A 20922-nucleotide genomic window follows, 5' to 3' on the forward strand; every position below is an offset into this window, starting at 1 on the left:
TCCTTTTTTTGAAGAAATCTATTTTTTGCGATCTATGACGTAGTTGACCATCAGTTGCAAAGAGTCTCTGTATTCAGAATCGGGATAAGTGTTCAGTATATCCAAAGCTTCTTTCTGGAACTCTTTCATCTTTTGCTCGGCGTATTGAAGTCCGCCATTGTCTTTTACAAAACTGATAACCTGCTTAACCCTCACTACATTCTTATTGTGATTCTTCACCGAGTTGATAAGCCAGCGCTTATCTTTTTCAGAGCAGTGATTAAGGGTGTATATAAGAGGGAGAGTCATTTTCTGTTCCTTGATATCTATTCCCGTCGGTTTTCCTATGCGCTCTTCACCGTAGTCGAACAAATCGTCTTTAATCTGAAAAGCCATACCTATGAGTTCGCCAAACTTTCTCATCTTTTCGGTTTCTTCAGATCCGGGTTTTACCGAACAGGCTCCAAGGGCACAGCAGGCAGCTATAAGGGTAGCCGTTTTTTGGCGGATGATCTCGTAGTACACCTCTTCAGTTATATCGAGCTTCCGAGCTTTTTCTATTTGAAGCAGCTCACCTTCACTCATTTCCCTGACTGCGACAGAAATAATCTTTAGCAGATCAAAATCGTCGTTGTCTATAGAGAGCAACAGCCCCTTAGAGAGCAAATAATCTCCTACCAATACGGCAATCTTGTTTTTCCACAGTGCATTGAGGGAAAAAAAACCGCGCCGCCGATTGCTGTCGTCTACCACATCGTCGTGCACCAGAGTTGCGGTGTGGATAAGCTCTATGACCGAAGCACCGCGATAAGTGCGCTCGTTTACCTTTCCACCCGAAACCATTTTGGCGACCAAAAACACAAACATAGGCCGCATCTGCTTTCCCTTGCGGTTTACGATATAATAAGTGATGCGATTGAGCAACGAAACCTTTGAAGACATGGAGTCACGGAACTTTTTCTCGAAAAGTTCCATCTCTGTATAGATGGGTTGTTTTATTCTTTCCACTGGTTTCATCACGGCCTCAAAGATATAAAAAAGCTGTAATTATACCGTAGTAATGACTCGGGGTGTTTCAGACAAATTGAACAGGAAATTAAATTGTTATCTTTAGGCACTTTTTAACCGTGCTCCGTCATGAAAAACAACATACGCACAAATACATTACTTTCCTGCCTTTTGATCTGTATGCTCCTTGCAGCTTGTTCGACTACCAAAAAGATAGAAACCCTAAAACCTGAACCCGATGAGGCAGCCTCTACCGCTTATCAAAACACACACTCGTTTATCAATCTTCCGGTGAGTATAAAGCTAAAAGACGTAGAGCGTATGACCAACAGTTCCTTCGACGGGCTCATTTACGAAGACGACGATTTTGAAGAAGACGATTTGAAGATGAAGGTGTGGAAAGAACAGAAAATTTCCATTACAAACGAAAACGGAAAACTCAAAACAGTGATTCCGCTCAAGGCGCTGATACAATACAAATTTAGCGCCAGAAACTTTGGCCTCCCACTCGACGACATCAGTGACATATACCTAAACGGAACCGTCACTCTAATAAGCGACATCGGTCTTTTCAACTGGGAGATACGCACCAATACAAGCTTAAAATCGCTGATATGGAATGAAGAACCTTCCACCAATATCATGGGGCAAAAAGTTGCGGTAACCAGTTTGGTCAATCCGGCAGTCGCCTTGTTCCGATCGGCGATAGAAAAGAGTATAGATCAGGCTATCAGAGAAACACTCGATTTTAAGCCCAATGTTTTGGACGCCCTACAAAAGATAAGCACCCCTTTCCAGATGAGCGACACATACGAAAGCTGGATGCGCATCATTCCTCAGGAATTATATATCACCGATGCCAGCCTGAAAGATCAGACCATTTTCTTCAAAATGGGTATGAAGTGTATTATGGAAACAGTTATCGGTCAACAACCCCCGACAGTTTTCGACCAAGAGACTATTGCACTTAAACCGGTAACAGAAATTCCGGAATCGATAAATGTCAGCATCGCTGTGATATCGTCGTACAAAGATGCTTCAAGAGTGATTACCAAAAATTTCAAGGGTTACGAATTCGGGGAAGGCAGGCGAAAAATATCGGTAGAGAAAGTCGATATCTGGCACAAGGAAGGAAAGATAATCGTCGCTCTCGAGGTATCGGGCAGTGTTGAGGGAACTATATACCTAGCCGGGTATCCACAGTACAACCGGGTAACCAAAGAGGTCTATTTCGACAAGTTAGACTATGTCCTGGACACCAAAAACGCCCTGTTGAAATCGGCACAGTGGCTGGCCGGCAATTATGTACTTCTCCAATTACAAGAAAAGTGCCGGTATTCTATCGCATCCGACATAGCTGAAGGCAAGGAAATGATGGGACAGTACCTCCACAATTATTCTCCTACAAAAGGTGTTTTTGTGAACGGAGAAATACAAGACATCGAACTAGACCGTATGCAATTGGCCACCAATGCCATGATAGCTCTGGTAAAACTCAAAGGCAAGGTGTTTGTCTCAATAGACGGCCTGGAATAGTCCCTGTCGTTTACATATCAAACTTATAGGTGACTCCTCCCAAAATCTGAAAGCCCTGAACAGGATAATTCATCCATCGTGTGTAGCGATTATTAGCAATATTATTGGCTTTGGCAAACAGCGAAACCTGGTCGTTAAACCTGTATCCTAAGCGCAGATTAATATCGACATAACCATCCAGGTCTACAATTTCAGGACTTGAAGGAGTACTGTTGAACGGTATGTACAAATCTTTTCGCTTACCCACAAAAAACATATTGGCTCCAGCCGACCAGTGTTCACCTATGCGATAATCGCCGAAGAGCGAGCCTTTGTACACGGGGAGGTTCCAAGCTTCTTCCTGTTCGTCTGTATCATATCCTGATACCTCTGCATTGACTCCGAGTGTGAGATTGCGATTGATATCGGCATGCAGTTCTCCAAATGCTGAAAAGGTCGTTACATCGTCGTATACTACCCCAAACGAATTGCCGTACATATACCCCTCGTTATTTGGCATATCCGAAATCACCGGATTTGCCTGATACAGAGCTTTGTTCTTCTCTGCCTTATATGTCGCCTTTATATTATAGCCAACCACGGTAGATAATTTTCCTTTTAACCCTACAAAAGCATCGTATTTACGATCTGTAGGACTTATAAATAGCGAAGGTGCTACAAAGAGGTTCTCCTGTGCCAGGTCGTGGTACGAATTCTGATCGAGCCCTCCTTTTACACCTCCGTACAACGTAGCATATTCATCTGCCAAACGATAAGATGCCTCTATCTGAGGATAGATATAAACATCGTTATCCCTGTTTTCTATATCCATTCCGTAAAAGATCCAGGCCCCGAAATTAATCGTATAATCGTCTCCTCCGAATACATAATTGGGGTTGACTCCCAATAACAGATTGCCGTATTTCACTTTTTCTCCACTGTAGTAGTGGTGTCTGAACTCACCCCCTACATAATCAGCTACAATACGTGTGCTTATCTTCTGTTCTTCAGATATGGAAAACTCAAAAGAAGGTTTGAATATCAGTCTGTTCTCTCCAGAGCTCTCCGCATCCCAGAAACGCTTATACGACAATTCTCCTCCGGTAAACACCGATTCTTCTACAGCCTCCACTTGTCCACCTACCGAAGCCGTATAATAGGTATGTCGTTCGTCTATACTATTTATCACCGGCAAATCAAAACCCGCCTCTTCTGGTAGTCCGTACCAGTTGTATATCTGATGGTGAAACCCGGCATTGAGTCCCCATCGGTAAAAACGCCCGGCATTGCGATAGGACGCTTCCAAACGAGTGTCAAAAAACTTAGTATCGAGTTCGGTTTCATTCAATTGAGCCAGAGAAGAATGGTGATTCAATCCGACATCAAACGACTGATCCTCACTTAACTCCTGACTGGTGTAAAAATCCAGTAAGGCAGAGCTGTAATTTCCCAATCCGAGAGACACATAGCTGTTGTACAACACCTCTCTTTTTCTTTTTTCCATCACGGCTACCTTCCCCTTTTCTGGTACAAAAGTCGACGCTACCGGTACTGAGAAAATATTGTAATCAATCTCTTTTTTCTGTAACAACACAGTATCTTTTAGTATGGGTTCCTCCCTTATTTTAACGGCTTCGGGTAATTTGGCCTTATAAGATTTTATCACATTTACCGTTTCTGTTCCTATATCCTCCTTTTCTTGTGCATACATTCCCGTAGCCGCACATATCACAGTGATAAAAAGCGACAAAGAAGTATATGAGAAGATATTCTGGCGCTGTTTTCCGGTATTTTTAGGTTTATGATACATTACTATTCAGGTATAGGATTTTAATTATTATTCAGGTTTACTGAAGAATTCGTCTTGGCTTCTTCGGCCTTGATTCGGTTGAGTTCGGTACGTGCTTCATCTACCAGCTCAGGATAATCGCTAAAACTGCTAATCAGGTTGTCGAGAATATAGGTAGCCTGAAAGGCATCTCCCATAGCGTAAAAATTCTTGGCCATTACCAACAATCCTTTAGCACCAAACTCCTTGTATCCGGAGTATTCCTCAGCGAGTTTTTGTACCTGCTCATTTGAGGCTTCGTACTCGCCTTCTTTATTTTTAAAATAGGCGTCGTAATAAAGCGCTTCTGCAGCCAGAGCTCCGGTAGCTGTTTCTGCCAAGGCTTTATAAGCCGATTTTGCCGTAGGGTCGTCTCCCGCCACAACGGCCGATCTCGCGATGATGGTATGAGCATCTCTCCTGACTCTCACATCGGTATCTCCATCTTCCAACAGTGCCTTCGCATAAGTAACTGCCTCCGTATTATTACCCAACTCCCGCTGTACTTTCATCAGGTTCGACTTGGCAAAAAGAGAATGTTGAGGAGAGCCGGCTTCTTCTTCCAGTCTAGACAGTACCGGAAGGGCTTTTTTGTAATCTTTTCCGTCGAGATATAGCTGTCCGAGTCGCACCAGAGCTTGCTCGGTGTATTCATTTCTTCCCCCTTCCACTACCTTTTCATAATGAGACATTGCCTTTGTTATATCCTCTCTCTCGTCATAAGATTGCGCCACATAAAAATGAGCTTCATTTGCGTGCAATCCTTTCGGAAATTTATCGAGGTAGGTTTCAAATCCTTTAGTAGCCTCTTCCGACTTGCTTTGTGCGTACTGTCGCTCTGCCGAAGCAAAAGTTGCATTGTCGAGTTCAGCATCGGTTACTTCTACAAAATCGAGTCCTCTCACCCAATTGGCATAGGTTTCTACCTGTCCCATATCTACATATATCATTTTGGCTGTCGACACCGCTTGCAAGGCCTCGGAAGTGTTCGGAAAATAATCGACCACAGCGAGGAGCTTTTCCAATGCCTTTTCATTTGACCCGTCGTTGTAATACACCAGCCCCTCGCGAAGCATGGATTTCGCTGCAAACGGACTCAAAGGGTATTCTTTTACCAAGCGGCGATACATCTCGGTAGCATCGTCTAAGCGATTTTGACCCACATAGGTATTTCCCAGTTCGTAAATAGCATCATCGCGCAGACCTGAATCGGGAAAATCTCGAATAAAGGCGTTGAGGGACTCTATTTTTTTCTCTTCGCGATCTACGAGACCGTAACTTATGGCCTTTTGAAAAGAAGGATAATCTTCCTGACCTTCACGCATCGCTATAGCACTGTTGTAGGCCTCCATAGCCGGCCAGTATTTTGAGGTCGCAAAATAACTATCGCCCAGGCGCACCCATGCATCGTTTAGTCGTTTTCGATCTTCCAGACTGCTTTCGCTGTCTGTATACTTCTCAAAATACCCAATTGCCTTTTCGTAATCTCTCTGTTTAAAGGCGACATATCCCTGTTGATAGGCGACCTTGTAAAACTCGGGAGTCCGATATGCCCCGGGCTCTCCCAAAAAATCTTCAAAGTATTTTGCCGCTTCCTCATAGTTGTTCCTCTGGTATGCCGTTTCTGCCCTCCAGTAAATGGCTCTCGCCGTGTATTCTTCGTCTTCCGCTTTGGCTATAGCCTTGTCAAAGTAGGATGCACTCTCTTCAAACTCCCCATCTCTAAACAATTCCACTCCGCGAAAAAAAGCGACTTTCTGGTATACCGCTGCATTCCCGTAACTATTGCTTTTCTCGAGGAGTTCTAGGGCAGCGTCGTAATTCTTAGACGTCACATAGGAGTCGACAAGCAAGGTTTCTACCTCTTGACGAAATTCGGAATTCGGATATTGTTCCACAAAGTGATGCAGCACTTCAGGAACACTTTGATATGGGTTTCCGATATCGTAACTCAGCTTGGCGTAATTGAGCGTGGCATCTTCTGTAATCTCGGCATTAAAATCCATTTCCGACGCATTCCGAAATGCGTTGAGTGCCTGTTGCTTTCTGTTCTCTTTGAGATAGCATTCGGCAAGGTGGTAATAGGCGTTTTGGGCTACAAAGTCACTACCTCCTATAATTCTGTTAAACTGTCCTATGGCCTTCTCGTAATCACCCTGCTTGTAATAAGCATATCCCAATTGATAAAAATCGGTATTATTCCACTTGCCTTTCTTCCCCTTGTATCCTTGCAGATAAGGTATGGCTGCCTCGTATTGCTCGAGGTTAAAATAGCTTTCCCCAATAATCTTATTGAGTTCTGAAATCTCTGCCGGATTCGATTTTGGGAGTTGTTCTTTGGCAAGGCGAACTGCCTCCTCAAACTTGCCTCCCTTAAAACTCATGTCTGCCTGGTAGTACGACAACTTCTTGTTCAGCTCTCTGTTGTTAGACACCTGATCAAAATAAACTGTAGCTTCGTTGTAATCGTCACCTTCATAAGCCATATATCCCAAATAGTACTTAGCTCTGTCTCCATATGTTTCTGAAGAAGCTACCCGATTGAAATAAGTTTTGGCTTCATCAGGACGTTTTACAGCAAACAAGGCATATCCTTTTTTAAAGTTAAAGGACTCTTTTTCTGTAGTGCTCAACTCTTGCTCTTCCGTCTTGTTATACCACTTTAGAGCCTGAGGATATTGCCCGCGAGCAAAGTAATAATCCCCAGCGTCGATATAGGCGGTATTTCTCTTGGAAGAGGTGGGGTGATTTTCTACAAAATTTTCCATGAGCTTTTCAGCCCCGGTCTGCTGTAGCCTTATAGCACTACTAGCCACATAATACGCACTGTTGGCCGCCAGTTCTTGGTCGTGAGTACGCGACCTTACTTTTTCAAAAATGCGCTGGGCAGCACTGTATTGTTTGTTGTGATATAGCTCCAGTGCTTTTCCATAATCTTTATCGGTATAGGTGTAAACTTCTGATAATTGAGCAGTTGCAGTAGACAGTACACAACAACCGGCAACAAGTGAAATAAGCCTTTTAAACTGCATAGAACATTTTTTTTCTTCGATCAAAGATAATCCAATATACAACCTATAACGCAGCTTTCTAACGATAATTATCCACAAAGAGATTAAGGTTTGTCAAAAAGGAAAAGAATATTTTTAGGTTATCGATACTCGAGCTAAGATTATAGCAATGCAAAAGAAATTAATCCCATCTTTACTGCAGCTACTCCCAAGTTTTATTATTTTTACCATTTGTATAAAAGCCTGAATATGTCAAATACCATAGTAGAGCTTCGCGATGTTGCCATTTACCAAAGAGAAAATCTGGTTTTGAGCGAAATCAATCTCAGTATCAACAAAGGAGAATTTGTTTATCTCATCGGGAAAACTGGCAGTGGAAAGAGCAGTTTTATGAAAACCCTTTACGGCGACCTACCTCTTACGCAGGGATCGGGTACTGTGACCGACTTCGACCTGAAGACATTAAAGGAGAAGGACATCCCCTTTCTCCGTCGCAAACTCGGTATCGTATTCCAGGATTTCAACCTGTTGCCCGATCGTACGGTAAACGACAATCTCCTGTTTGTACTACGCGCCACCGGATGGAAAGACAAAGACAAGATGGTATCGCGTATAGAAGAGGTACTCGGACGCGTAGGCATGAAGACCAAAGGGTTTAAATTTCCACATCAGCTCTCGGGAGGAGAGCAACAGCGCGTAGCCATAGCTCGTGCTCTGCTAAACGACCCCGAACTTATACTTGCCGACGAGCCCACCGGTAATCTAGACCCACAAACCAGCGTTGAGGTGATGAAAGTGTTACAGGAAATCAACCAAAACGGACGTACTATTCTCATGGCTACCCACGACTATGCCCTGCTACTCAAATTCCCTTCCAAAACCTTAAAATGCGACGGTAGTAAAGTATTTGAAGTGGTTCAGAAAAATATTTGACGGGCTTACACCCACATGTTTTCATGAACACCCCCGCCACATGAGAGTTCGCGGCAGGAAATAGTAAAGGTCTCCATCAGAGGATTGTAGCCGGTAGACTCAAAGTTTTCTCGATATTTGACTAAGTAACCCTCTGTAAATTTCACCTCTTTTAGCTTGGCATCTGTATGCCTCTTGAGAAAGACAATACTTCCACTCTTGCGCTCAAAACTGTTGGTCATCCACTCAAAAAAGAAAGAATCTCCTGTAGATTCAACTGTGATATTGATTCTTCCTCCTCTCGTTACAGACGAAGGGCGACCCGTAGCATCAACCTCCTGTGCCAGATCGTAATTGACTCTTAAAACATTTATCTGCTTGTCGCCAATCTTTAAAACCGCCTTGAATGACATATATACAAAATGATATTTAACAAAAACAAAACATTAAAATACAACCTGCAAGATATTAAAGATACTACTATTCTACAATAGCATTCTGCACAATACTGGCAAATTTAAGAACACTCAAATTACGAGAAAGACTTCATAATTTGTATTGATAAAAATCTATATCTCACATGAGCCTTAACAATATCAGGCCGAAGTAACTTCTGCTTTTCGATCTATTTTCTTTACCAGTCCCTGCAACACTTTACCCGGACCTACTTCGGTAAACAGGCTAGCACCATCGGCTACCATCTGCTGAACGCTCTGCGTCCATTTTACCGGAGCGGTAAGTTGTGCGATAAGATTTCTCTTTATCTCGTCAGGATCGTTAACAGCCGTAGTAGTAACATTTTGGTATATGGGACATATAGGAGCATTAAAGCTTGTTTGCTCTATGGCCGAAGCGAGTTCTTCCCGAGCTGGCTCCATCAGAGGAGAGTGGAAAGCGCCTCCTACTGGAAGCACCAAAGCTCTTCTAGCGCCGGCTTCTTTAAGGGCTTCGCAGGCCTTGTTTACAGCTTCTATCTCTCCCGATATTACGAGCTGACCCGGACAATTGTAATTGGCAGGAACAACGATACCTTCGGCAGTACTACACAACTCCTCGACCACGGCATCTTCAAGCCCCAAAACTGCCGCCATAGTTCCCGCTTGTAATTCGCAAGCCTTTTGCATTGCCTGTGCCCTCTGAAACACTAGTTTTAGACCGTCTTCAAACCCAAGAGTCCCATTGGCTACCAAGGCAGAAAATTCTCCGAGAGAGTGACCGGCTACCATATCGGGGGTAAAGTCATTCCCCAGTGTTTTACTAAGTATCACCGAGTGTAGGAATATAGCAGGCTGGGTAACCCTAGTTTGCCTGAGATCTTCATCTGATCCGTTAAACATAATATCGGTAATAGAAAATCCCAATATCTCATTGGCCGTATTAAAAAGTCGTCTCGCTGTTTCCGACTGCTCGTACAACTCAGCTCCCATACCGGAAAATTGTGCTCCCTGACCGGGAAATATATATGCTTTCATGCTTTTAGTTTATTAGTTTGTGGTTTGTGGTTTGTGGTTTGTGGTTTGTAGTTTGTAGTTTGTAGTTTGTAGTTTGTAGTTTGTGGCAAAAATAACAAATAGTTTACAGGCAGTAGGTATCTTCAAAAATATTCTAAAAAAACAGTCTCTTTTTATCTGCCATCAGTCTTTATACCAGCCGGAATACTTCACATAATTTGCAGCAATCCGTTCTATTTCCCCAGAGATAAGTTCTCTGCTTATATCTTTTACCTTTCTCGCCGGTACTCCTGCGTAAACACTTCCAGATTCTACCCTGGTGTTTTTGGTCACCACTGCTCCCGCAGCAATAATACTATTGCTCTCCACCACACAATCGTCCATCACAATACTCCCCATACCAATCAGCACATTGTCGTGTATGGTACAGCCGTGTACGAGGGCATTATGCCCGATGGAAACATTGTTACCTATGGTAGTAGGCGACTTCTGATAAGTGGCGTGAATAACAGCTCCGTCCTGTACATTCACCCTATTGCCCATAGTAATATAGTGTACATCACCTCTTATTACAGCGTTGTACCATATACTGCACTCATCTCCCATCTTTACCTCTCCAACAATTACTGCGTTTTCAGCTATAAAACAATCTTTCCCCATTACAGGAGCTTTACCGTTAACCTCTTTTACTATCATACTTTTTAGTGTTTACTGTAACGACTACAAATATAGACAAGTGTAGGTCACCAGAAAAAGTAATTGACAGATCACCTGCTACATTCTCACTTCTTATGTGTAACTTTGCACCAAATTGCAATTGATATGGAAAACAGTACTATAACAATAAAAACTACCGCCAATCCGGCCATTATAAAATTTGAGGCTTCTCGTTTCCTCACAGAACACAAGAGCTATGAGTACAAAAATATAGACGAGGCCAAAGAATCTCCGCTGGCTCAACAGCTCTTTTACCTACCTTTCGTAAAAACTGTATTTATCTCTGGGAATTTTATCGCCATAGAGCGGTATGATATCGTATCTTGGCAAGATGTACAAGAGGAGGTAGGCGCTCAGATAGCCAATTATCTCGAGAGTGGTAAAGCGGTCGTAAACGAAACGGAAACAGAAACCCGATTGCCTTATACCATCTACGCAGAAAGCACTCCGAATCCGGCAGTACTCAAGTTTGTGGCCAACAAAAAGCTGGTACTCTCCACCTTTGAATTTAAGAATATAGACGAAGCTAAAGATGCCCCTCTGGCACAATCGCTTTTTCACTTCCCTTTTGTAAAAGAGGTTTTTATAGACGAGAACTATATCTCAATCACCAAATACGACATAGCCGATTGGAACGACATCACTATGGAACTACGGGAATACATACGGGTGTACCTCGAAGAAGGCAAACCGGTAGTCTCTGATACTATTAAAGCGCAAAAAACTAATAAAAGTGTTATCGACCCGGAAGTAAACCACAGTGATCTCGGGGAAACTTCTAAGGAGATTGTCAATATTATCGAAGAATACGTCAAGCCTGCTGTTGCGAGCGACGGAGGCAATATTCTTTTCGAATCGTATGACGAAGAGAGTAAAGTGGTAAAACTCGTATTACAGGGAGCCTGTAGTGGTTGTCCCTCATCTACATTTACGCTCAAAAACGGCATAGAGACCATGCTCAAGGAAATGCTTCACGGCAAAGTCAATGAAGTAGTAGCTATCAACGGATAACATCAACTTACAGCGCTAAGGTGTACTTACACCAAGCTGTGGCATTTAAATAAAAAATCCCGAAAACTATCGCAGTTTTCGGGATTTTTTATTTTTCAGTCGTTGTTTCCTACTGTCTACAGTACGGTAAAGTTCTTTTCCTTAACCTCCTTATAATCGGTATAGAAATCCCTAAAGAGTTCCAACAGGTTCATACTGGCAGAGATAAGGTCTTTAGTCTCCAACAGCAATCCAAAATACAGCTTGGTGTTTTTAGGACTGGTTTCTGTGGTTCGAATACGATCTATTTGTCGCTGTACCAAATCGGAAACTCTATCGAACAACTCCTGCTTTTCTTCCAGTATACCATCTATCTTTTTAAAGGATTCTTTTTCAAAAATATCCTGAATTTTATCGAACAACACCTGTAGATCGCTGTCTATCCGCTTCAGATCGCGTATCTGATTAAACTTGAGGTTTTTGTGATTGTTGTTTACGTGCGAATAGCTATTCTTTACAATATAACCTATAGACTGTACCATATCCTGCAGATTATCCAGCATCAAAATATAAAACTTACTGGCCTCCATCGAAGATTCGTCCAATGATTTTATAAAATAGAACAATTCTCCTTTCAGCTCATCGACCTCATCCTCCAGTTTTCTAAGGGTTTTTCTGTTTTTCTTCAATTTTTTGAGATCTTGAAGCCCCAAATTATCAACCACTTCGGTATACAATTTATTAGTCTTTGCTATAACCTTAGAGATGTGATCTGAACTGTCGTTTACAATTTCGTGTATAGTAATTATGTCTTCAGTTCTAAGCCTTTTCTGCTCTTCTTTCTCCTGGTTTTTACGTGCGTAAACCCTTGAACTTCTATACAACAATACAGCAACCAAGATCAGCAATCCTATCAGCGATGCCACACCTCCAATAGTGAGTAAATACGCCAAAAAGGCAGCAACTACAAAAGCTACAACTGCCGTGAGAAACCACCCTCCAATAACATTAAACACCCCAGCTACCCGGTATACTGCACTCTCTCTATCCCAAGCTCGGTCGGCAAAAGACGAACCCATTGCCACCATAAATGTTACATAAGTAGTGGAAAGCGGAAGTTTCATCGAGGTTCCTATAGAAATCAATATACTGGCTGCCATCAGGTTTACCGAAGCTCTTACCATATCAAAGGCCGGTGCATCCCTCTTTTTTCTCTGTTTAACCTCAACTTGTTCAAATCGTCTATCGATTTTGAGTTGTAAGGATTGAGGCATCAAATAATTAATACCGGTTCCTACATATACTGAAGCTCTTACTATAAAACGCGATAGAGTATTAGGAGCAAATTTTTCTGCCCCATCTCCTTGGCGAGATAAATCTACTCCGGTAGCGATAACTTCGCGAGCCTTTTTAGAGGTCCACAAAGTGATAACCATCACTATTCCTGCAAACAACAAGAAATAAAAAGGTGCTACAATTTCTTCGCTAGCCAGTGCTTCCATCATATAAGTATCGGCAGGCATACCAGAATCTGTAAAAAAGCCATACGACTGGAAAGCAGCTATAGGAACTCCGATAAAATTCACCAAATCATTCCCAGCAAAGGCCATCGCTAAAGCAAAAGTCCCTATAATGATAATTAAACGAAGGATATTAACCCTAAAAACACTCATCAACACCTGCGACAACACCGTCCAAAACACCAAATTTATACCGACAATCGTCAATTGATGTGTTTTTATCCACTCGTGAATTTCAGCCGGGATAAAGGAAACGCCTTTCATTCCCTTAATCAGTATAAAAAAGGTAATCGCTGTAATGGCAAGACCTCCAAAAATAGCTCCTACGTACTTCAACTTCTTTTCAAATTGAAAGGTAAAAATAAGTCTGGAGATATATTGTATCAAAGATCCGAGGGTAAATGACAAGGCTACAGAAAGTAGAATACTAACTACAATCTGCGTAGCCTTAGACGTATTGATATACTCTCCCAAGCTCATAATATCGCCTTCCTGTACCACAATTTTATAGACACCAAGACATACGGCAGCCCCAAGCAATTCAAAAACTATGGATACAGTGGTAGAAGTGGGTAAGCCCACAGAGTTAAAAAAGTCTAACAAGAGAATATCGGCAATAATTACAGCCATAAAAATAATCATAACCTCCTGAAAGCTAAACATTTCCGGAACAAAAATACCACTACGTGCTATCTCCATCATTCCACTGGAAAACAAGGCTCCACAAGCAATCCCTACACTCGCCACTATCATAATGGTCTTCATAGAAACCGCCTTAGACCCTATTGCAGAATTCAGAAAGTTTACGGCGTCATTACTAACTCCTACTACCAAATCCAACACTGCCAATAGCGCTAGGGCTATAAGCATCACTATATATATCTGTTCCATACGTATTCTTTACTGGTGCAAAAATCTGCCAACTAAACCAAACTAAAGTTAATTTAATGTTACGAAAATATTACGCAGAAATTTACAACAGTTTGTCAATCTACAATTTAAGGCATTTTACCTTAATTACAGCGTTTTTTTTTCTTATCTTACAGGAGTAATCAATTAAAACATTTGATATTATGGCAGTTTTAAAAGTAATCGAAGTATTGGCAAGCTCTTCCCAAAGCTGGGAAGACGCCTCCAGAAAAGCCATTGCCCAAGCCTCAAAAACCGTAAAAAACATCCGATCGGTGTACGTACAGGATCAGAGCGCCGTAGTACAGGGCAGTGATATCAGTGAGTTTCGAGTTAACCTCAAAATCACTTTTGAAGTACAGGATTAAAAAAAACGTCTACAGTAAAAAATGCTCTTAAAAAAAGCGTTTCAATAGTGTTGATACGCTTTTTTACCTTATTTCACCGCCTTACTAAAAACATTTTCCATGGCAGAAGTTCACGCCAACGACCTTGTTCACGAAAGCAGTCCTTATCTGTTACAGCACGCCTACAATCCGGTTCGATGGAAGGCTTGGAAATCGGAAGTTCTCGAAGAGGCTGTCGCTTCCAATCGATTGCTACTCATCAGTATAGGATATGCCTCGTGCCACTGGTGTCACGTTATGGAGCAGGAGTGTTTTGAAGACAGCGAAGTCGCCGAGGTGATGAATCGCTGTTTTATCAATATCAAGGTAGACCGAGAAGAGCGTCCGGATGTAGATCAGGTGTATATGACTGCCTTACAGGTGATGACCGGACAGGGCGGATGGCCTCTGAATATTGTAGCCCTCCCGGATGGCCGCCCGGTATGGGGTGCCACTTATCTTCCGAAAGATCGATGGACGGGAACACTGTGGCAGATATACGACCTCTATGAACAGGATCCTCAGAAGCTGCGGGAATATGCCACAAGATTAGAGCAGGGACTGTTGAGGATGGAGAGTGTAATTCCAAAACACGACAGTATTAACTTTTCAGAGGAGCCAATCAGAAATGCCGTTTCTAAATGGTCGGCTGAATTTGACCACGAATACGGGGGACCTGACAGAGCTCCTAAATTTATGATGCCGGCCAATATCTCCTTTTTGTTGGAGTACGCTGTGACTAAAAATGATAGGTCGCTGTTGGAATACACAAATCTCACACTGACCAAAATGGCCTACGGAGGGGTATACGATCAGATTGGAGGCGGATTTTCACGTTACTCCACAGATCGCAAGTGGCATATTCCACATTTTGAAAAAATGCTTTACGACAATGGGCAGCTCGTAAGTCTATATGCCAATGCCTATGCAGCTACGGGTAAAGAGCTTTACAAAAGAGTGGTCTACGAAACCTTAGAATTCGTCAGTCGGGAACTGACCGACAACCAAGGAGCTTTTTATTCTTCGCTCGACGCCGACAGCACAGATAGCCAAGGACAACTTCGGGAAGGTGCCTACTATACCTGGGAAAAAGAAGAACTCAAAACCCTGCTCGGAGATGATTTCCCTCTCTTTGCAGAGTACTACAATATTGACGATTACGGCTTTTGGGAAGAAGATCAGTATGTACTCATCCGCAATGCATCTGACGAGGAAGTTACCACTCGCAACAACATTAAAAAAAGTGCTCTTCACAACAAACTGACTTCCTGGAAAAAACTACTTCTTCACCACAGAGAACAGCGCCCTCGCCCTCGCCTCGACGACAAGATACTAACCTCTTGGAATGCCCTAATGCTCAAGGGGTATACAGATGCTTATAAAGTTTTTGGAGAAGTGTCTTTCTTAGAAGCAGCCTTGAAAAATGCCTCTTTTATTCTCGAAAAACAATACGACGGTAACGGAAGGCTGTACCGCAATCACAAAGGAGGAAAAAGCAATATCAATGCCTTTCTGGAAGATTACGCCACGGTTATAGACGCCTTTATCGCCCTTCATGAAGCCACCCTCAATCCGAAGTGGTTACAGCTGTCGCAAAAACTTACCGACTATGTTTTCACACACTTCTACGATATGCAAAGTCGTATGTTTTATTTCACCTCCAAGCAAGACTCAGCGCTTATTACACGAAGTATAGAAAGGCAAGACAACGTCATTCCGGCTTCCAATTCCACCATGGCTAAAAACCTCTTTGTACTGTCTAGGCACTTCAACGATAAAAGATACCGAGAAACGGCAAGTCTGATGCTGCGGCAGATGACAGACGACATACAGAGTCATCCTTCCTTTCACGCCAACTGGCTCAGCCTTATGCTCTATCACACTTCTGGTTTTCGAGAAATAGTCGTATCCGGACCGCAGGCCGAGACATTTACAAAACAAATCAACAACCACTATCTCCCTTTGAAAACTGTGAGCGGCGCCACTGAAAAGTCCGACCTACCTCTCTTACAACAGCGGCACCAACATAAGGACACCCTGATATACGTATGTCAAAACTCAGCCTGCGAACTCCCTGTCGCCACAGTAGGCGAAGCCATCGCAAAGCTCAAATAATCTCTTATCCCTACTTTTTACGAGGCGTGGTCGCCACAAAATCTTTCAGGTAATACGGCTCAAAATAGGCGACATCTTCAAAGCTTCCTGATTTGAATTTTTCTTCAGAAAGCAATGCCATTCCACTTGCGGAAGGCACCTCCTTGTGTTCCGGAAATACTGCATTGGGGTGAAGGATAATCGCCCTGCACTTCTCAGCTCCATTACCGGTAAAGAACACTTTTCCCCCTTCCAACCACTCTGCAAAAGAATGCTCATCTACAATTTCAGCTCGAGTTTCTCTTATCGGTTTAAGTTCTGAGTCGTACACTGCCGAATAGACCTCCATCCTTCGAGCGTCGAGCAAGGGCAAAACAAGTCCATCAACTCCACGATATCGAGACGCCAGCAGCTGTAAAGTGGGTATGGCCAACAAAGGCTTGTCTAAGGCATAGCACAAGCCTTTTACTGCAGACACCCCGATTCTAAGCCCGGTATAAGAACCCGGCCCCATGCTCACGGCAAAGGCATCTACCTCTTCCATACGAAAACCTGCATTTTCAAGGACCTCTTGTACAAATAGATGGAGGTTTTCGGAATGGGAATAGTTTATATCGTCCTGTTCCTTAATCGCTACAACTTCGCCGTTTACAGCCAGGCACACAGAACAGTTGGTAGTAGAGGTTTCCAGATTGAGAATAACAGCCATCTCTCCGTTTTATGAATATTACAATTGCTCTAGCGGTATCCCAAAATAAAATTCCAAGACTTTCAGCTTAAAGATGTAGTCGTATTTGGTTCTTACAAATTCAGCTTCCGCATTGTCTACCCTAGCCTGTGCTTGAGCGTAGTCGAAACCGTTCATCAGCCCCACATTATACCGTTCACGAGCGTAATTATAGGCTTCCTTTCGGGCTTCCAGAGCCTTACCGGCAGCTTCATAACTCTTGAATGCGGCACGGGTATCGTTCCAAGCCTGATGTACTGCATTGTCGAGATCTAATTTGTCTTGTTCCAGCTGATTTTTAGTGCGCTCCAGGTTTACTTCACTTCGCTTCACGCTATTGCGTGCCGAGAAACCGTTGAACACCGGAATACTGAGCTGCAAACCGTATGAATGTCCGTCGTTCAAGGTCCATTGATCAAAAAAAGGCATCGGTCCGCGTACTCCAACAATCTCACGACTGGTCACTACAGCCTCTTGAGTAGAAGGCACCACCCCTATAGGTACCAGATCAAATTCTCCCGTACCCACGGTTCTGTCCTGATACGATATTCTGGTATCGTAACCGTAATAAGCCGACAGTGTAGGCATCATTGCCCCTTTTGCTATTTCCACATCCTTTTCGGCCAAAGCCACATTGGCCTCCGAAAATTTTATATCATTTCTAAAGGTCAGTGCCTTTTCATAAATACTTCGGGGTGACTCGTCGGGGATACGCGATTCGGGGATTATAAAATCCTCGTCGGCCACATCAAAATTCTCATAATCGTCAATTAGGAGAAGTTGTGCCAATGAAATTCTGGACAATCTAAGTTCATTTTCAGCATTTACAATCTGTTGTTCCTGAGTAGCCGCAGTAGCTTCTATTTCCAACAGATCTCCTTTTGGCACTACCCCCGAAGCGACCAATTCTTTAGTTTTCTTCAAGTCTTGTACTGTAACCGCATACTGCGCTTTGGCTACTTCGAGGTTTTCTCTACTGAAAAGCACCTGTAAATATCCATTGGCTACCGAAAGCGCTATATCATCTTTCATATCAGCCAGCTTATACCTATTGGCAAGAATGCTAAGGTTGGCTCTTCTCAGGGATTTCACATTCTGCAATCCCTTAAATACATCGATGCTTACCGACCCCTGAAAAGACGTAAATTGTGTAGTTTGGTTTTCGAGTATTCCCGTGGTGATATTTTGGTTGAGCCCTATGTTCCAGGAGTGAGCCCCCCCTAGGTTGACCTTGGGCAGAAAGTTCCCTATCGCATCCGATTTATTGATTTCGGCATCTCGAGCATCCAGTTCACTTTGCCGTACGCTTATGTTGTGTTTTAGCGCGTAATCTATACAGGATTTCAAGGTCCATTTTTTGGCCTGGGGATAGGCAAATAAGGTTGTGAGGAGAAAAGTCAGAAAAAATAATCTTGTTCTCATAGGGTTATTTATTGTTTTTCAGAGGTTCTGTTTTATTCCACACTTTTACCCGGTCGTTTTCCGAAAGGCCGGATATTATTTCTATATTGATTCCGTCGGAAATACCTGTTTCCACTTCCCTTCGTTCAAATTCCTGTTCTCCTGTCTGCACTTCCACATAGGGTTCTTCGGTTTCCTTATCAAACTGAAGCAAAGCTTCTTTTATAGCGAGTACATTTTCTTTCTTGTCGAGAACCAAAGCGGCATTGGCGCTGTATCCTGCTCTGATAAAATAGCCATCTTCGATTAAAATATCGGCTTCTATCCTAAATTGTATCACTCCCGAAGCAGTTTCTTCTTCTTCGTTCCACTTAGGCGCCACAAATTTTAAAGTTCCGTCAAACTCCTTGTTAGGTATTGCTCCAAAACTTATTTTCAGCGGAGACCCAACTTCAAGTTTTCCCACCTCCGCTTCGTCTACCAATCCTTCAAATATCATCTTTGAAAGATCGGCGATACTGGCGATGGTTGTACCATCGTTAAAATTGTTACTCTCTATCACCTGGTCTCCTATTTTAACCGGTATTTCCAACACTGTTCCCGAAATAGTAGCCTTTACGTTTGTATTGGCAGTACGTGACCCTCCAGCCGAGCCTTCACGTATAATCTGAAGATCGCTCTGAGCATTGGCAAGCTCTTGTTTGGCTTGGTTATAAGTGAGTTCTATATTGTTGAATTCCTGGGCAGAAATTACCCCCTTATCAAAAAGCTCCTTATTCCTATTGTATTCTATTTTGGCATTCCTCAACGATATTTCAGCATTGCTCACCCTTCCCTTAGCGGTATTCAAGGCTTGTTCGTTGGGCACCACGGTTATTTTAGCTATGAGATCACCGGCTTGTAATTCATCGCCTTCTTCCACTAGTATTTCTCCTATGATACCAGATATCTGAGGCTTTATGGCAACCTCATCTTCCGGAATCACCTTCCCTGTAGCTACTGATTTCTCCTCTATGGTCATTTTAAACGGTTGTTCCGTCTTGTAGGTTATGGGCGACTTACTATTGGACTTCACAAAATAAGCTGCAGCAAAGAGTACTCCTACAATAAGAGCTCCGATTCCCAAATACTTTACTATTTTCATCTATGACACGCTAAATTAGTTAATCTTTATACTTTATTTGTTAGTTTACTCTAACTATTCTTCCCTGAGGGCATCTATAGGTTTAATATTTACTGCCCGCTGTGCCGGAATAAGTCCGATCAAGGTTCCGAGTAAAATCATCACCATCAGGGCTCCTAAAATATAAGGTATGGGTACGGTGGGATTGGCATAGGGAAAATCACCATCTCCTCGAGTCACCAAATTGATTAAAGCCAATACAACAGATCCCATAATAATCCCCATGATTCCGGCAACCAAAGTGAGAAAAACCGATTCGAGCAGAATTTGCCCTCTCACCTCTGCAGGAGTAGCCCCCAAAGCCCTTCTCACTCCTAGTTCACGAGTGCGCTCTTTTACCGATATCAGCAAAATATTTCCAATGGCAATTACCCCGGCCAAAATAGTAGCCATCCCAACAAAAAGAGATAAAAAGTTTAATCCTCGGGCAAAGCCAAATAACTTGGAAAAGGCCTCTCCCAGATTAAAGCCTCCAAAGGCTCTTTCATCGTCGGGATGCACCTTATGTCTGCGTTTGAGCAGACTTTTCACATCCTTTTCCAGGGCAACAATATCAACATTGTCGTAGGCCGCAATAGCCATCCACCCTACATTGTCGCCTGTATTGAATATATTTCTATAGGTGGTATACGGCAACATAAGCGAATTATCGCCTTCAAAATCCACATTTTCCGATTTTTTATACACTCCTACCACCTGCAGGTATATGTTGTTGAGTTTTACATATTCCCCTACCGGATCTTCGTCTTTGTCGAAGAGGTCGTTTCTCACCCGTTCTCCAATAACACAGACTTTCCGCTCCTTCTCAATATCCATTTCATTGAGAAAACGCCCTCCTTCATAGATTTTTTTCTTCGATATTCTATCTACTTCAGGATAATCCCCAAAAACGGGAAAAGTACCATATTTTTCACCTCTTATAACCTGGGGCGGAGCACCTCCAAAAACACCCATCACATTTCGGGGAGCGATAAACTGAATCTCCGGCAACTTGTTTTTTAAGTCTTCTACATCACCGAGTTTCAAGCGTATATTTCTTCCAATCTTAAACCCTCCATAGGGAATGCTGGTGCGCTGTGTCCATATAAACATACTGTTGTTAGCAATACCTTGAAACACCTTTTCAAAACCGTTGTCCAGTCCCTTGGTAGCCCCAGAAAGTGCGACGTACACAAAGATTCCCCATAACACCCCGATAATCGTGATTACGGTACGCACCTTATTCTTGCGAATAGACCCGAAAATCTCCTGCCACGTATCTCTTTCAAAAATAAACCGCATAGGTATTCTC

At 42.8% G+C, this 20922-nt stretch carries 16 protein-coding genes; 5 read left to right on the top strand and 11 right to left on the bottom strand.

Annotated elements, in window-relative coordinates; genetic code table 11:
• Nucleotides 1-18: 18 nt before the first annotated feature.
• The gene (locus ACYZZR_RS00680) at nucleotides 19-996 is read right to left on the bottom strand and encodes a polyprenyl synthetase family protein (RefSeq protein WP_461532059.1); all 978 of its coding nucleotides are present in this window, start codon (nucleotides 994-996) and stop codon (nucleotides 19-21) included.
• A gap of 120 nt (nucleotides 997-1116) precedes the next feature.
• Between ACYZZR_RS00680 and ACYZZR_RS00685 the strand changes: the two genes are divergently transcribed.
• On the top strand, nucleotides 1117-2523 hold the full coding sequence (locus ACYZZR_RS00685) for a DUF4403 family protein (RefSeq protein WP_461532060.1): 1407 nt from the start codon (nucleotides 1117-1119) through the stop codon (nucleotides 2521-2523).
• A 10-nt stretch (nucleotides 2524-2533) separates the two neighbouring features.
• On the opposite strand, the gene ACYZZR_RS00690 is transcribed toward ACYZZR_RS00685, so the two are convergent.
• The gene (locus tag ACYZZR_RS00690) at nucleotides 2534-4312 is read right to left on the bottom strand and encodes a TonB-dependent receptor (RefSeq protein WP_461532061.1); all 1779 of its coding nucleotides are present in this window, start codon (nucleotides 4310-4312) and stop codon (nucleotides 2534-2536) included.
• A 20-nt stretch (nucleotides 4313-4332) separates the two neighbouring features.
• Entirely contained in the window at nucleotides 4333-7362 is a 3030-nt protein-coding gene (locus ACYZZR_RS00695; protein ID WP_461532062.1) for a tetratricopeptide repeat protein, read from the bottom strand.
• Nucleotides 7363-7590: 228 nt separating this feature from the next.
• On the opposite strand from ACYZZR_RS00695, the gene ACYZZR_RS00700 reads away from it, so the two are divergent.
• The gene (locus tag ACYZZR_RS00700) at nucleotides 7591-8274 is read left to right on the top strand and encodes a cell division ATP-binding protein FtsE (RefSeq protein WP_461532063.1); all 684 of its coding nucleotides are present in this window, start codon (nucleotides 7591-7593) and stop codon (nucleotides 8272-8274) included.
• A 5-nt stretch (nucleotides 8275-8279) separates the two neighbouring features.
• Here the strand turns inward: ACYZZR_RS00700 and tssD are convergent, their stop codons facing one another.
• The 3 genes from tssD to ACYZZR_RS00715 all read right to left on the bottom strand — a co-directional run bounded on the left by tssD (nucleotide 8280) and on the right by ACYZZR_RS00715 (nucleotide 10400).
• On the bottom strand, nucleotides 8280-8666 hold the full coding sequence (gene tssD / locus ACYZZR_RS00705) for a type VI secretion system tube protein TssD (protein WP_461532064.1): 387 nt from the start codon (nucleotides 8664-8666) through the stop codon (nucleotides 8280-8282).
• Between the two features lie 183 nt (nucleotides 8667-8849).
• Nucleotides 8850-9725 (bottom strand): ACP S-malonyltransferase, encoded by an 876-nt coding sequence (fabD, locus tag ACYZZR_RS00710; protein ID WP_461532065.1) that lies wholly within the window; start codon nucleotides 9723-9725, stop codon nucleotides 8850-8852.
• A gap of 162 nt (nucleotides 9726-9887) precedes the next feature.
• Complete coding sequence (locus ACYZZR_RS00715) at nucleotides 9888-10400, bottom strand: gamma carbonic anhydrase family protein (protein ID WP_461532066.1); 513 nt, start codon at nucleotides 10398-10400, stop codon at nucleotides 9888-9890.
• A gap of 126 nt (nucleotides 10401-10526) precedes the next feature.
• Here ACYZZR_RS00715 and ACYZZR_RS00720 point away from each other — a divergent pair, with 126 nt between their 5' ends.
• Nucleotides 10527-11432, top strand: coding sequence for a NifU family protein (locus ACYZZR_RS00720; protein ID WP_461532067.1), 906 nt, complete (start codon nucleotides 10527-10529; stop codon nucleotides 11430-11432).
• Between the two features lie 116 nt (nucleotides 11433-11548).
• Here ACYZZR_RS00720 and ACYZZR_RS00725 read toward each other — a convergent pair whose 3' ends face one another.
• Nucleotides 11549-13822, bottom strand: coding sequence for an inorganic phosphate transporter (locus ACYZZR_RS00725; protein WP_461532068.1), 2274 nt, complete (start codon nucleotides 13820-13822; stop codon nucleotides 11549-11551).
• A gap of 182 nt (nucleotides 13823-14004) precedes the next feature.
• On the opposite strand from ACYZZR_RS00725, the gene ACYZZR_RS00730 reads away from it, so the two are divergent.
• Entirely contained in the window at nucleotides 14005-14208 is a 204-nt protein-coding gene (locus tag ACYZZR_RS00730; RefSeq protein WP_461532069.1) for a dodecin family protein, read from the top strand.
• A 99-nt stretch (nucleotides 14209-14307) separates the two neighbouring features.
• Nucleotides 14308-16341, top strand: coding sequence for a thioredoxin domain-containing protein (locus tag ACYZZR_RS00735; protein WP_461532070.1), 2034 nt, complete (start codon nucleotides 14308-14310; stop codon nucleotides 16339-16341).
• Between the two features lie 10 nt (nucleotides 16342-16351).
• Here ACYZZR_RS00735 and tsaB read toward each other — a convergent pair whose 3' ends face one another.
• Genes tsaB through ACYZZR_RS00755 form a run of 4 tightly spaced genes read right to left on the bottom strand, consistent with a single transcriptional unit; the run spans nucleotide 16352 to nucleotide 20912 of the window.
• Entirely contained in the window at nucleotides 16352-17029 is a 678-nt protein-coding gene (gene tsaB, locus ACYZZR_RS00740; protein WP_461532071.1) for a tRNA (adenosine(37)-N6)-threonylcarbamoyltransferase complex dimerization subunit type 1 TsaB, read from the bottom strand.
• Nucleotides 17030-17047: 18 nt separating this feature from the next.
• Nucleotides 17048-18469, bottom strand: coding sequence for a TolC family protein (locus ACYZZR_RS00745; RefSeq protein ID WP_461532072.1), 1422 nt, complete (start codon nucleotides 18467-18469; stop codon nucleotides 17048-17050).
• A gap of 4 nt (nucleotides 18470-18473) precedes the next feature.
• On the bottom strand, nucleotides 18474-19592 hold the full coding sequence (locus ACYZZR_RS00750; RefSeq protein WP_461532073.1) for an efflux RND transporter periplasmic adaptor subunit: 1119 nt from the start codon (nucleotides 19590-19592) through the stop codon (nucleotides 18474-18476).
• A 54-nt stretch (nucleotides 19593-19646) separates the two neighbouring features.
• Nucleotides 19647-20912: an ABC transporter permease gene (locus ACYZZR_RS00755; RefSeq protein ID WP_461532074.1), complete on the bottom strand. Its 1266-nt coding sequence runs from the start codon at nucleotides 20910-20912 to the stop codon at nucleotides 19647-19649.
• Between the last annotated feature and the right edge of the window lie 10 nt (nucleotides 20913-20922).

Source organism: Sinomicrobium sp., from assembly GCA_029266035.1.
Lineage (GTDB): Bacteria > Bacteroidota > Bacteroidia > Flavobacteriales > Flavobacteriaceae > Sinomicrobium.